At 36.0% G+C, this 13135-nt stretch carries 14 protein-coding genes; 1 reads left to right on the top strand and 13 read right to left on the bottom strand.

The window, feature by feature from the left end:
• Positions 1–16 precede the first annotated feature (16 nt).
• The 11 genes from C7J88_RS09930 to sufC form a co-directional block, all read right to left on the bottom strand.
• Positions 17–1015 (bottom strand): hemolysin family protein, encoded by a 999-nt coding sequence (locus tag C7J88_RS09930; RefSeq protein WP_095115836.1) that lies wholly within the window; start codon positions 1013–1015, stop codon positions 17–19.
• A gap of 292 nt (positions 1016–1307) precedes the next feature.
• Positions 1308–1919, bottom strand: a complete 612-nt coding sequence (locus C7J88_RS09925; protein WP_095115834.1) for an FMN-binding negative transcriptional regulator — start codon at positions 1917–1919, stop codon at positions 1308–1310.
• A gap of 11 nt (positions 1920–1930) precedes the next feature.
• Entirely contained in the window at positions 1931–2437 is a 507-nt protein-coding gene (locus C7J88_RS09920; protein ID WP_095115832.1) for a GNAT family N-acetyltransferase, read from the bottom strand.
• Positions 2438–2532: 95 nt separating this feature from the next.
• A complete protein-coding gene (locus C7J88_RS09915; protein ID WP_157728669.1) occupies positions 2533–3705 on the bottom strand; it encodes an MFS transporter in 1173 nt (390 codons plus the stop codon).
• 265 nt (positions 3706–3970) lie between these two features.
• The gene (locus C7J88_RS09910) at positions 3971–4420 is read right to left on the bottom strand and encodes a DUF2335 domain-containing protein (protein ID WP_095115828.1); all 450 of its coding nucleotides are present in this window, start codon (positions 4418–4420) and stop codon (positions 3971–3973) included.
• 11 nt (positions 4421–4431) lie between these two features.
• Positions 4432–4626, bottom strand: coding sequence for a hypothetical protein (locus C7J88_RS09905; protein WP_095115826.1), 195 nt, complete (start codon positions 4624–4626; stop codon positions 4432–4434).
• Between the two features lie 211 nt (positions 4627–4837).
• Positions 4838–6235 carry a Fe-S cluster assembly protein SufB gene (gene sufB, locus C7J88_RS09900; RefSeq protein WP_095115824.1) on the bottom strand — a complete coding sequence of 466 codons (1398 nt, stop codon included), beginning with the start codon at positions 6233–6235 and terminating at the stop codon, positions 4838–4840.
• A gap of 77 nt (positions 6236–6312) precedes the next feature.
• Positions 6313–6771: a Fe-S cluster assembly sulfur transfer protein SufU gene (gene sufU / locus C7J88_RS09895; RefSeq protein WP_095115822.1), complete on the bottom strand. Its 459-nt coding sequence runs from the start codon at positions 6769–6771 to the stop codon at positions 6313–6315.
• Positions 6761–8002, bottom strand: a complete 1242-nt coding sequence (locus C7J88_RS09890) for a cysteine desulfurase (RefSeq protein WP_095115820.1) — start codon at positions 8000–8002, stop codon at positions 6761–6763. Before C7J88_RS09890 ends, sufU begins: the two co-directional genes overlap by 11 nt.
• Positions 8003–8030: 28 nt before the next feature.
• Positions 8031–9338 (bottom strand): Fe-S cluster assembly protein SufD, encoded by a 1308-nt coding sequence (sufD, locus tag C7J88_RS09885; protein ID WP_095115818.1) that lies wholly within the window; start codon positions 9336–9338, stop codon positions 8031–8033.
• Between the two features lie 27 nt (positions 9339–9365).
• Positions 9366–10133, bottom strand: a complete 768-nt coding sequence (gene sufC, locus C7J88_RS09880) for a Fe-S cluster assembly ATPase SufC (protein ID WP_095115816.1) — start codon at positions 10131–10133, stop codon at positions 9366–9368.
• Between the two features lie 311 nt (positions 10134–10444).
• Between sufC and popT the strand changes: the two genes are divergently transcribed.
• The gene (gene popT / locus C7J88_RS09875; protein WP_095118111.1) at positions 10445–11293 is read left to right on the top strand and encodes a polyprenyl-phosphate transporter PopT; all 849 of its coding nucleotides are present in this window, start codon (positions 10445–10447) and stop codon (positions 11291–11293) included.
• Between the two features lie 52 nt (positions 11294–11345).
• On the opposite strand, the gene C7J88_RS09870 is transcribed toward popT, so the two are convergent.
• Both C7J88_RS09870 and C7J88_RS09865 read right to left on the bottom strand, forming a co-directional pair.
• Complete coding sequence (locus C7J88_RS09870; RefSeq protein ID WP_095115814.1) at positions 11346–12167, bottom strand: MetQ/NlpA family ABC transporter substrate-binding protein; 822 nt, start codon at positions 12165–12167, stop codon at positions 11346–11348.
• 59 nt (positions 12168–12226) lie between these two features.
• On the bottom strand, positions 12227–13051 hold the full coding sequence (locus C7J88_RS09865; RefSeq protein ID WP_095115812.1) for a MetQ/NlpA family ABC transporter substrate-binding protein: 825 nt from the start codon (positions 13049–13051) through the stop codon (positions 12227–12229).
• Between the last annotated feature and the right edge of the window lie 84 nt (positions 13052–13135).

Raw genomic sequence — 13135 nt, 5'->3', positions numbered from 1 at the left:
TTGTTTTCTATATGAATTATCGGATTCTATTCAACTTATCTTGTTCTTCTCGATCCATCTCATCTTCTATTTCCATACCGAGCATTTCTTCTATCAGATCTTCATGCGTCACGATAGCATCTGTCCCGCCATATTCATCCAATACAATTGCCATATGTTTTCGTGTCACTGTCATTTTTCGAAGTACCCATTCTGCACGGTTATGTTCATAAACGAATAACGGCTCTGAAGTATAATCCATGATTTTTTTGTCAGGCGCCTTACTCCATGCCAATAAATACTTAGAGTGAAATACACCAACAACATTGTCTATATCACCTTCATAAACTGGATAACGTGTATATGGATGATTCATAACAATATCATAGACTTCATCATACGTGTCATCGACAGATAAAGACGTCACATTTACACGTGGTGTATTGCTCACATCATCAATTTTCAAACGATCAAAATCCATCACACCTTGAATGCGATTGCGTTCCATCTCATTAAAAGCACCTTCAGTTCCTGCAATTGCAACCATCGTACGCACTTCTTCTTTCGACATTTTCTCAACTTCTCGTCCCTTTGCAAGAAAATGTGTTAAACCATCTGTAATCGCATTTAAAATCTTCGTAATTGGTTTAAAGATAATAATAAAAAATTGAATGATTGGAAACACAAGCCGTGCAATTTGATCGGCAAAAGTTGCCGCAATCGACTTCGGAATCACTTCAGCAAACATAATAATAACGACTGTTAATATCGCCGATGCAATCCCGACATTAACCCCCATATCGACAGCAAGAATTGTCACGAGTGTTGGTAATAAAATGTTTGCGATATTGTTACCGATGAGAATCGTCGTAATAAACTCACTTGGTTTTTCTAATAACTTTAATAGCTTGGCAGCTTTCGAATTTCCATTATCTGCTTCTGCTTTTAATTTAACTTTGTTCGCTGCGGTCAGTGCCGTCTCACTTCCAGAAAAGAAGAATGATACAAAGATTAATAAAATGATCGCAATGATCACTAAGCAGCGCCTCCTCATTAACTATAATATTGAATCTAATTACTTTATTTTTTATAAAGCAAAAGTTCGATTAAATATATTTTCTAATATGACATCTTGAAAAGCAAGTTACAGGTTTTATCGACTGAGATACCATAAAAATTGAAAGATGGTAGAAGTTTGATAACCTTACACACTTCATACCATCTTTGTATTATTTTGACATACTTCAATTTTTGAAAGGTCTATTTTGTATTGATAAGCCACTAAGATCGCATAACGCCTTGAAACATTCCGTAAAATTTAAAGTCAGTTACAGACCATATTTTTTTATTTCTTGTGCAAGTGTTATCGCATTATCATTGCCTATTTTCCGTAATTGCTCTACTATATGATTTTTATCATTCTCACTACGCGTCTGACTTAATTTATACGCCGCTTCAATTTCTGTCACTTTAACTTCAAAGCCTTCAATACCATGTATCTGCTTTTTCGTCTGTTCAGATAATCGCTCCCAAGTCGCCCCATTTTCACGATGCCCTTCATAATCATCTAGCAATTTTTCTAAAGCTTGAATCAATTCATCATGAGATTGTATTCTGCTCGAACCATAAATATGGACACTTTGATAGTCCCATGTCGGTACATCTTCTGTTTCATACCACGAAGATGAAACATAATCATGTGGTCCATGAAAAATCACGAGTACTTGATTATTGTTATTTAATGTTTGAATTTGAGCATTGCCTTTTGCCAGGTGCCCTACTAAAAATAATGCTTCTTCACGTTCTTCCAACATCACTGGAATATGTGATGCAATCGGTTGCCCTTCATTCACCGTCACCATCGTAACGAATGGATACGTCTTCATAAAACGCTTTACTTCTGCATAGTCGTGCATCTGATAATATTTTGGAATATACATCGACATCCCCCCTATAATGCTGTCTTCATTATATAATCCGTTTGTGGATCATCGCCCATATAAAATGTATGTGCTCCCACTTTTTCAAATCCATTTTTTTGATAAAATGCAATCGCATTCTCATTTTTCTCCCATACACCGAGCCAAATATATTTACAATTGAGCGACTTGGCAACTTCTAATGCTTTGTTATATAACTGTGCTCCAAGACCTTGTTTTTGAAATTGGCTCAACAAGTAGATGCGTTCAATTTCAAAATGTTGTTCATCAAAAGGTTCCGTTTGCGCATCAAATGCATTCAACTTCAAATATCCCGCAAGTTCATTTTTTGCATAAATAAAATAAAAATAAGAATTGGGATTCTGAAGTTCCTTTGTTAATTTCTCATCTGTATACGCAGTAGCTAAATGTTGATCCATATGTTCTTTTTTATTGTAAGGCCCGAATGTTTCGTCAAATGCCTGGCAAGAAATCGCCTGCAATACTTTCAAATCTTCTAATGTACATGGTCTAATCACTCATAACACATCCTTTTCTCTATCAAACGTGTAACATATTCTTTTGTCTGAATTATCTGTTTTTAATAGGTAAAAATATTTTACAGCATCACCATTTATTTATCAATCGATGTATATTTAAATGGTTTGAGAATTGCCATACCTAAGATAATGATCAGACCCAACATGCCATAAATCAATATTGCTTGTACAATACCTACTTTGTCTGAAATAACCCCTGAAAATGCATAACCAATACTCGATAAGCTTGTTGATAAAGCAATCATCCCGCCTCTCACTCTACCTAAATATGAATTGGGAACGTATTTCTTTAAAATTGTCGTAAACGGCACATTGAATAATGAAATAAACATACCTAATAAAAATAACAATACCATTGCAATACCTATCGTACGATTAAAACTTAAGCAGATAATACACATACTTTGTAACAAAGGAGCAATGACAAACCAATGGAACAGTTTCTGCATTTTAAACTTAACAATCACATATGCCATCATCATAACACCTAAAATACTAGAAACTTCTAAAATCGAGTAATGAACAGACTGACCATACAAAACTTCTGAAGTATACGGAATTAATAACGTAACGGTAGGTTTTATCGCTAGATTCGCAGCAATTGCAATGACAGCAAGCCATAATAACCATTTAGTCTGGAAAATATACGTAATCCCATTCTTCCAAAATACAAAATAGTTATCCGATTCATCTGTTTCTTGTTCATTTACCTTATATGTCTCTTGAACAAAGTAAAGCAAGATAAAACCAACAAAAAACGACATCGCTTCAATAAATAGAATCATTTCAATATCGATAAGTGCAATAATAATCCCACCTAATAGCATCCCTATTAGAAACCCCACACGATCGAGTATCGAGATCCAAGAATTAGCAGTCACATAGTCGCCTTCTTTAACAATTCTTGTAATTATTTTTATTGATGATGGGTCATAAATAGATTCCAATGCAACTAACAAAATCATCATCACCACCATATAATAAATACTGATGTCAAAAAAATACATTGCCAACCCTACAAAAAGCAATATAATACAGCGAATCAGCATCGTTGTTCGCATCAATAATTTTGGATCGTATTTATCGTAAATGGGCGTTAAAAATAAATTAAATACAAATCCTGCCAAAAACGTTGCCGTCGTTAATAACGTCAGCGAAGTGACTGTTGTTTGCTCAAAATAATACCAATATAACGCAATATATGTCATCGACGCCCCTAATGTCGAGACACAAGATGCTAAAAACAATAGTGTGTAACTTTTATTAATCTTTTATAATTTCCCTTTTATAATGAATTAGTATATGTAAATCCCCCATAAGTTTATCATTTTATAAATATTGTATTTTTTCAACAGATATAAAAAGTGAGACAGCATTTCATGCCACCCCCACTATAAAAGGTACAAAACCAAAATAAAACTATTGGTTAAGAACTAAACAAATGCACAGCAAAATTTATACCATTCTCCAAAAATGGTATGTTATAAACCTTCCTGTGCATTACAAATATTATTATTCTTTTCTTCTTATACTATTAATTGTTGAATTAATCATGCTTACCACAATATTCCCGAGTGATAATGAACCAATAATACCCGATGCCAATTCGCTACCAAATACTCCTAATATTACGGCACCAACAATACCAACGATTGAAATGATCGTACTTGAATATATCCCTTTTGATGTAATCGTATTATTACTTTTATAATACAATTCTTGTTCTGTTAACTCAATACGAATTCTATGTTGTTGATTTTTCTCTGCCATTTCAATAATCCTATTAGCAGAACCTGGTAATACCTCTTCATATTTGCTAAAATCTTTTGGGTCAGGTAAAGGACCACTTTTCGTTAAAAAGATTTCTCGCGCAATAATTTTTTGACGTTCCTCAGAATTATTGGCATTTTCTAACTTTTGCTCTAGGACTTTTACTTCATTTGATACTTTTTTACTTGCCATTCAATTAAACCTTACCTTCTAGAATAGTTATCTAGGGCATTCTGTATATCTACACCTATGTTTCTCCAATCTTCAGCCACTTTATCTCTATCATCAATTAATGCTCTATGCATTTTCCTATCTTTATTTCTTTTGATGCCATTAAAACCAATCAAATCACCAGAAATCATATATGCTTTAGCAACTGTTTTAAATACATTTTTCATAACAATTACCTCCTAACATATGCTCATCATAATATGTACCCTTTACTATTTCAAGAAAATTTTTATTCAGAGGTATAAAAAAATGGGACAGCATTTCATGCCATCCCACCACAAAAGGTGAACATCCCAAAAAACTCAGGTAAATGGTATCAAAATGGTATCAAACCACCTAAGTAAATACTTAAATAGCTTGATACCATTGGGTTTAATCCTATCCGATTGATCCTTCCATCTCGAATTTGATGAGACGGTTCATTTCAACAGCGTATTCCATTGGTAATTCTTTAGTAAATGGCTCAATGAATCCCATTACGATCATTTCTGTCGCTTCTTCTTCAGAAATACCACGTGACATTAAATAGAAGAGTTGTTCTTCTGATACTTTAGAAACTTTTGCTTCGTGTTCTAAAGAGATATTGTCATTGAAGATTTCGTTGTATGGAATTGTATCTGATGTTGATTCATTATCTAGAATTAACGTATCACATTCGATGTTTGAACGTGCACCTTTGGCTTTACGTCCAAAGTGAACGATTCCACGGTATACAACTTTACCGCCATCTTTTGAAATTGATTTTGATACAATTGTTGAAGATGTGTTTGGTGCTTTATGAATCATTTTAGCACCTGCATCTTGAACTTGTCCTTTACCGGCAAATGCGATAGATAATGTGCTACCTTTTGCACCTTCACCTACAAGGACACATGCTGGGTATTTCATAGTGAGTTTAGAACCCATGTTACCGTCTACCCATTCCATGTTACCATTCGCATGAACAAGTGTACGTTTTGTTACAAGGTTATATACGTTGTTTGCCCAGTTTTGAATTGTTGTGTAACGAACGTGTGCATCTTTGTGTACAATAATTTCAACAACTGCTGAGTGTAATGAGTTTGTCGTGTACACAGGTGCTGTACAACCTTCAACGTAGTTCACTGATGCGCCTTCATCCGCAATAATTAATGTACGTTCGAATTGACCCATGTTTTCAGAGTTAATACGGAAGTATGCTTGTAAAGGTGTCTCTACCTTCACATTTTTTGGTACGTAGATGAATGAACCACCAGACCAAACTGCTGAGTTCAATGCCGCAAACTTATTGTCTCCTGCTGGAATAACAGATGCAAAGTACTCTTTAAATAGTTCTTCATTTTCTCTTAATGCTGTATCAGTGTCTTTGAAAATAATCCCTTGTTCTTCAAGTTCTTTTTCCATGTTGTGATACACTACTTCTGATTCATATTGAGCAGACACACCTGCTAAATATTTTTGTTCCGCTTCAGGAATCCCTAATTTATCAAAAGTTCGTTTGATTTCTTCAGGAACTTCATCCCATGAACGCTCTGAACGTTCAGATGGTTTAACGTAGTAAGTGATATCATCAAAATCTAATTCAGACAAGTCGCCGCCCCATTGTGGCATTGGCATTTTGTAGAATAATTTTAAAGCTTTGAGTCGGAAGTTTAACATCCATTCCGGCTCACCTTTCATATTTGAGATTTCACGTACAATGTTTTCTGTTAAGCCACGTTCTGATCTAAAAATCGATACGTCTTCATCATGGAAGCCATATTTGTAATCGCCCACATCAGGTGCTTTTTTAGCCATCAATCATCACTCCTTCATATTCTTAACGTGCTAGGAGCAGAATAAAATCCACTCCTTTTCTATCGTCTAACAGGCACTTACTCGTCTTCTGTCGTGCCTTTACCTTCTGTTTCAACAGTTCCTTTTTCCAATGCTTTCCACGCAAGTGTTGCACACTTAATACGTGCAGGGAATTGAGATACACCTTGTAACGCTTCAATATCTCCCATATCTTCAGTGATAGTGTAATCTTCACCAAGCATCATTTTCGTGAACTCTTGGCTCATCTCCATTGCTTCTTTCAAACTGTGCCCTTTGATTGCTTCTGTCATCATAGATGCACTCGACATAGAGATAGAACAACCTTCACCTTCGAACTTAGCATCATGTACCATGCCATCTACAATATCAAAAGTTAAGTGGATTCGATCACCACACGTCGGGTTATTCATATCAACTGTCATCGTGCCATCTTCTATCACACCCTTATTACGAGGGTTTTTGTAGTGATCCATAATGACAGAACGATACAATTGGTCTAAGTTATTAAAATTCATATGAGAAAAACTCCTTCGTTCTCTTTAATCCTTCGACAAGTTGATCGACATCTTCTTTCGTGTTGTAAATATAGAAGCTTGCACGAGCCGTAGATGACACATTCAACCACTTCATCAGTGGCTGTGCACAATGGTGACCTGCACGCACTGCCACACCTTCTGTATCAAGTGCAGTTGCTACGTCATGTGGATGTACGCCATCCATATTAAACGTAATCACACCTGCACGTTTATCGACAGCAGGCCCATAAATGTCAATGCCTTCAATTTGAGACATTTGCTCATAAGCATATTGTGTGAGCGCTTGTTCATGTGCATGTATGGCATCAAAACCAATCGCTTCAATATACTCAACCGCTGCTTTCAAACCGATTGCTTGTGCAATTAATGGCGTACCCGCTTCGAACTTCGTTGGCAAGTCTGTCCATGTACTTTCATGAAGGCCTACAAAGTCAATCATATCGCCACCGAACTCGATAGGTTCCATGTTTTGTAAGTGTTGGCGTTTACCGTACAAGACGCCAATACCTGTTGGTCCTAGCATTTTATGTCCACTAAAGCTGTAGAAGTCTACATCAAGATCTTGAACATCTACTTTCATATGCGGAGCAGATTGTGCACCGTCTACTGAAATAATGGCACCGTGCTCGTGTGCTATTTCAGCAATGGCTTTCACATCATTGATTGTACCTAAAACATTTGAGACATGTGCTACCGCAACGATTTTCGTTTTATCAGTAATTGTCTCTTTAACTGCTTCTATTGTAAGCTCTCCATCTGTTGTCATAGGAATGAACTTCAACGTTGCACCTTTACGCTTCGCCAACTGTTGCCATGGTACGAGATTCGCATGGTGTTCCATTTCCGTCACAACAATTTCATCGCCTTCTTTGATATGTGCATCACCATAACTATGTGCAACAAGGTTAATAGATGCTGTTGTTCCTCGTGTGAAGACAACTTCTTCAAAGTATTGTGCATGTATAAACTGACGAACCGTTTCACGAGCCCCTTCATAGCCATCTGTTGCTAATGAACCAAGCGTGTGTACACCACGATGAACGTTAGAGTTATAACGCTCATAATAATCATCGAGTGCTTCAATCACTTGTTTTGGCTTTTGGCTCGTTGCAGTTGAGTCTAAATATGCAAGGCGCTTACCGTTGACTTGTTGTTCTAAGATGGGAAAGTCTTGAATGATTGCTTTTACATCTAACTGAGTATCAGCCACGTCTATCACAGACCTTTCTAAAGATATGTTATTTGCCTACTTTGAGTTCGATAACTTCACGTAATTGACGTTGTACATCTTCAATTGGTAATTCACGAACAACTGGATCTAAGAAGCCATGGATAACTAAACGTTCCGCTTCTTCTTGTGAAATACCACGACTCATTAAGTAGTAAAGTTGTTCAGGATCTACACGGCCAACTGATGCTGCGTGACCTGCTTCTACATCGTCTTCATCGATTAATAAGATTGGGTTTGCATCACCACGTGCATGTTCAGATAACATTAATACACGAGATGATTGGTTCGCTGCTGAACCTTTACCACCATGTTTGATATGACCGATACCGTTAAAGATTGATGATGCATTTTCTTTCATTACACCATGTTTTAAGATGTAGCCATCTGTTTCTTTACCGTATTGAACAATTTTAGATGTTAAGTTGATTGTTTGGTCTCCGCGACCTACGACAACTGACTTCAAGTCTGATGTTGAACGGTCACCGATAAGGTTTGTCGTATTGTCAATAATTTGGTCGCCTTCGTTCATTAAACCTAATGACCAGTTAATTGTTGCATCTTCTGCTGTGACACCACGACGGATAATATATCCTGTGAAACCTTTGTCTAAAAAGTCCACAGAACCGTATGATACTTTCGCATTCGGTGCTGCAATCACTTCTGAAATAATATTGATTTGATTCCCTTCGCCACTTGTTGTAGAAAGGTAGTTTTCAACGTATGTGAGTTCTGCACTTTCTTCAGTTACGATTAACACGTGGTTGAAGAAGCTTGCATTCTCATCATCGTGTAACACAACATATTGAATTGGATCTGCAACAACAACATTTTTAGGAACATACACGAATACGCCACCGTTCATCAATGCTGTGTGTAATGCTGTTAATCGATGCTCATCAACAGTTACCGCATCTTTCATGTAATACTTTTCAACTAAGTCGCTATGATTTTTCAATGCTTCGCTAATATGTTCAATGATGACACCATCTTGTTTGGCTTGTTCATTGACTTTTGTGAAAGCAAGTGAGTTATTGTGTTGGATGATAAGATTTTCAGTGTTTTCTACATTGATAATACGATCGATTTCAGTTGGTAATGCTTTAAGATCTTCAAAAGCAACACCTGTTGTTTGATGTTGTTTGAATGTATCAAAGTCCCATTTATCAATCTTTGTTTTATCTGGTTTTGGCATTTCTAAAGACTCAGCTTGTGCTAACGCGTCTTTTCTTAGCGCTGTCATCCAAGAAGGTTCGTTTTGAGCCTGTGAATAATCAACAAGTTGCGCTTCAGAAATATTTAATGTTTCAGTCGTCATAATTATTTCCTCCTATATTGATGATTATTACTTCGCTTCTAACGCTTCGTATTCTTCTTTAACCCACTCGTAACCTTCTTCTTCAAGACGTTTCGCTAATTCAGCACCACCTGATTTAACAATAACACCGTTGTACATAACGTGTACGAAGTCTGGTGTGATGTAGTCTAATAGACGTTGATAGTGTGTGATGATTAATGAACCGAACTCTTCACCGCGCATTTCGTTGATACCTTTAGATACAACTTTTAATGCATCGATATCAAGACCTGAGTCGATTTCGTCAAGGATAGCGAATTTAGGTTGTAACATCATTAATTGTAAAATTTCGTTACGTTTCTTTTCCCCACCTGAGAAACCTTCGTTTAAGTAACGTTGCGCCATGTCTTTGTCCATTTCTAAGAAGTCCATGTGCTTGTCTAATTGTTTAATGAATTGCATTAAGTTGATTTCTTGTCCTTCTTCACGTTGCGCATTGATTGCTGAACGTAAGAAGTCCGCATTTGTTACACCTGTAATTTCAGATGGATATTGCATTGCAAGGAAAAGACCTGCTTTGGCACGTTCATCTACTTCTAACTCAAGTACGTTCACACCGTCTAATAATACTTCTCCTTGTGTAATTTCAAATGATGGGTGACCCATAATTGCTGAAGATAAAGTTGACTTACCTGTACCGTTTGGTCCCATGATTGCATGTATTTCATTCGTGTTAATTGTTAAGTTAACACCTTTTAAGATTTCTTTATCGTCAATAGATACGTGTAAATCTTTAATTTCTAATACTGATGGCATTGATATTCCCTCCAAATAAATGATTGATTCCTTGTACTAGTTTATAATAATTTTAATGTAACGTCAAAACCATTCTTTGAATCTACATGCCTATTATAACTGAAATAATCAGTTTTATAAACCTTTTAGAATCGTAAATACATCCATCATTTTTCCCTAAAATGAGTGAGATATTCCCTAAGTTATTGATAATAAAGGGTGTTCTGTTCTCAATCACTCCCAATACGTCTTAGGGACTATGGTGAAAGGATAACAGATGTGGCAATATTGTGTTATGATAAGATGACTTATTGATGAAAGGAACTATTTTTATGTCTAAATTTAAGCTTTCAAATATTCCTCGAGGATTTGCAATGGGGATTAGCGACCTTATTCCAGGTGTGAGCGGTGGAACGATTGCGCTGTTGCTCGGAATATACGATGACTTTATCGCTTCTGTGAGTGGCGTTTTCTCTAAAAATTTCAAACAAAGCATTGCATTTTTACTACCTATCGTAATTGGGATGGGATTGGCAATTGGTGGTTTAAGCAGCCTGATTAATTACCTATTAGCTGAACATACAATGCCTACGATGTACTTTTTCTTCGGATTAATTATTGGCATCGTTCCTTTTTTAGTCCGCATTTCAAAAATTAAACAGACATTTACAATGAAACATTGGGCCATCTTAGTCGCTGCTATTCTATTTTTAGCTGTCATGGCGTTATTCAAAGGTGACGCAGCACATGGAGCCCCTACTTATATCGACTTATCGACACCTATGTTGATTAAATATTTCATCGCAGGCATTTGTGCATCAAGTGCGATGTTACTACCAGGTATTTCTGGATCATTCGTCTTACTCGTATTCGGCGTATACAGTACTGTGACGTATTCAATTTCAGAAATCGTACACTTTAACTTCCAAGCACTCCCAGTTATTATTACTGTCGGTTTAGGTATTCTTGTCGGCTTTCTCATCGCAAGTAAGCTCATCACATATTTGTTACAACATTATACTTTTATGACCTATGCAGCGATACTTGGTCTCGTTATCGGATCACTTTTTTCCGTATTTCCCGGTATACCGACAAGCGGATTGACATGGTTCGCTTCATTTATCACGCTTCTATTAGGATTTATTGTTAGTTACGTCTTAGGACGATACACAGAAGTATAATAACTTAAAAAGGAGTCTGCTAAGTTTTCATCACTTAACAGACTCCTTTTTATTATTTAGCCGGAATTACAGCGCCATTATATTCTTTTGTAATAAAGTCTCTCACTTCATCAGATTGTAGTGCTTTGATTAAATCTTGAAACTTCTTATCATCTTTATGACCTTTTTGTACAACTAGTACATTCGCAAATGGTGAAGATTCATCTTCCACTGCAATAGAATCTTCTAGCGGTTTTAACCCGTTATCAATTGCATAGTTTGAGTTCAAAATCACTGCGTCTCCTTCATCATTATTATATGTTTTCGGTAAGAATTCAGCACCTTGTTGATTATCGAATTCGATGTTCTTTTTGTTTTCTACAATGTCATCAAATTTAGCATCTTCAATTTTGACACCATCTTTAATTTTGATAAGTCCTTCTTTCACGAAGAATGATAAGAAACGTCCTTCTTCAGCTGGATTATTAGAAACATATATTTTCGCACCATCTGGTAAGTCTTTTAAACTTTTATACTTCTTGCTATATACGCCCATCGGAGTCGTTAATACCTTTCCAACTTCTTCAAGCTGATAGCCATGTGATTTTTGTTCCGCTTTCAAATATGGGACATGTTGGAACATATTTGCATCAACATCTCCTTTATCAAGCAGCTTGTTCGGAATTTTGTAATCGTTCACTTCCCTCACTTCAACATCGTAGCCGTCTTTTTTCAAAAGATCTCCTGCTTTTTTCACAACTTCTCCATGCGGTGTCGGTGATGCTGCAACAACGATTTTCTTATCTTCTTTTGACGACTCTTTTTGTTGACCACATGCTGTTAAAACGACAGCGAATACAACTACCAATAGTGTAAATAGTCTTAATTTTTTCATTGGAATACCCCTTTCTCATTTTCCCCACTTTGAAATTTATTTAATTTTCAAAGCTATATTTATTCAGCTGGTGTTACTACACCGTCATATTTCTTAATGATAAAATCTTGAATATCTTTTGATTGTAAAACTTCAATTAATGCTTTTATTTTTGCATCGTCTTTATGTCCTTCTTGAACTGCGATTAAGTTTGTATATGGATTGTCTTTGCTGTTTTCAACTGCAATAGAATCTTTTTGTGGGTTTAATTTTTGCTCAATTGCAAAGTTAGAGTTAATGATTACCGCATCACCTTCATTATTTTGATACGTTTTTGTTAAGAACTCTCCAGCTTGTTTGTTGTTGAATTTAATGTCTTTTTTGTTTTCTACAATATCATCAAAAGTTGCGTCTTGAATTTTAACGCCATCTTTAATTTTAATTAAACCTTCATCTACAAAAAATTTAAGGAAACGACCTTGTTCAGATGGGTTGTTAGAAACGAAAACCTCTGCGCCATCTGGTAAATCTTTTAAGCTTTTATGTTTTTTTGAATAGACAGCCATTGGTTCTAAGTGAACATTACCTGCTGATTCGATTTTATATTTTTTATTTTTCTTTTCGGTCTCTAAGTATGGTGTGTGTTGGAAGAAATTCGCATCGATTTCACCTGCATCTAACAATTTGTTAGGTGTTGTGTAGTCATTGATTACTTTTACTTCTAAATCATAACCTTTATCTTTTAATAATGCTTTGGCTTCTTCGAGAATTTCTGCATGAGGCGCAGGAGATGCTGCAACAACAATTTTCTTATCTTCTTTTGACGCCTCTTTTTGTTGACCACAAGCTGTTAAAATGACAGCAAATGCAAATAATAATAGCGTGAATATTCTTAATCTTCTCATTGAAATCCCCCTTTCTCCTTCATCCCACATGAAATGAGTGCTAAAAAAAGACGGGGTCACGCTATCATGACAACAGCGTGCTCC

It is taken from the genome of Staphylococcus muscae (genome assembly GCF_003019275.1).
GTDB lineage: Bacteria > Bacillota > Bacilli > Staphylococcales > Staphylococcaceae > Staphylococcus > Staphylococcus muscae.
This window is presented reverse-complemented; position numbering and strand designations above follow the sequence as displayed.

What these genes read in the sequence shown, in the direction of transcription:
- C7J88_RS09925 (WP_095115834.1), bottom strand. Translation starts at nt 1,919, where the DNA reads ATGTATATTCCAAAATATTATCAGATGCACGACTATGCAGAAGTAAAG.
- C7J88_RS09910 (WP_095115828.1), bottom strand. Translation starts at nt 4,420, where the DNA reads ATGGCAAGTAAAAAAGTATCAAATGAAGTAAAAGTCCTAGAGCAAAAG.
- C7J88_RS09905 (WP_095115826.1), bottom strand. Translation starts at nt 4,626, where the DNA reads ATGAAAAATGTATTTAAAACAGTTGCTAAAGCATATATGATTTCTGGT.
- sufB (WP_095115824.1), bottom strand. Translation starts at nt 6,235, where the DNA reads ATGGCTAAAAAAGCACCTGATGTGGGCGATTACAAATATGGCTTCCAT.
- sufU (WP_095115822.1), bottom strand. Translation starts at nt 6,771, where the DNA reads ATGAATTTTAATAACTTAGACCAATTGTATCGTTCTGTCATTATGGAT.
- sufD (WP_095115818.1), bottom strand. Translation starts at nt 9,338, where the DNA reads ATGACGACTGAAACATTAAATATTTCTGAAGCGCAACTTGTTGATTAT.
- sufC (WP_095115816.1), bottom strand. Translation starts at nt 10,133, where the DNA reads ATGCCATCAGTATTAGAAATTAAAGATTTACACGTATCTATTGACGAT.
- popT (WP_095118111.1), top strand. Translation starts at nt 10,445, where the DNA reads ATGTCTAAATTTAAGCTTTCAAATATTCCTCGAGGATTTGCAATGGGG.
- C7J88_RS09870 (WP_095115814.1), bottom strand. Translation starts at nt 12,167, where the DNA reads ATGAAAAAATTAAGACTATTTACACTATTGGTAGTTGTATTCGCTGTC.
- C7J88_RS09865 (WP_095115812.1), bottom strand. Translation starts at nt 13,051, where the DNA reads ATGAGAAGATTAAGAATATTCACGCTATTATTATTTGCATTTGCTGTC.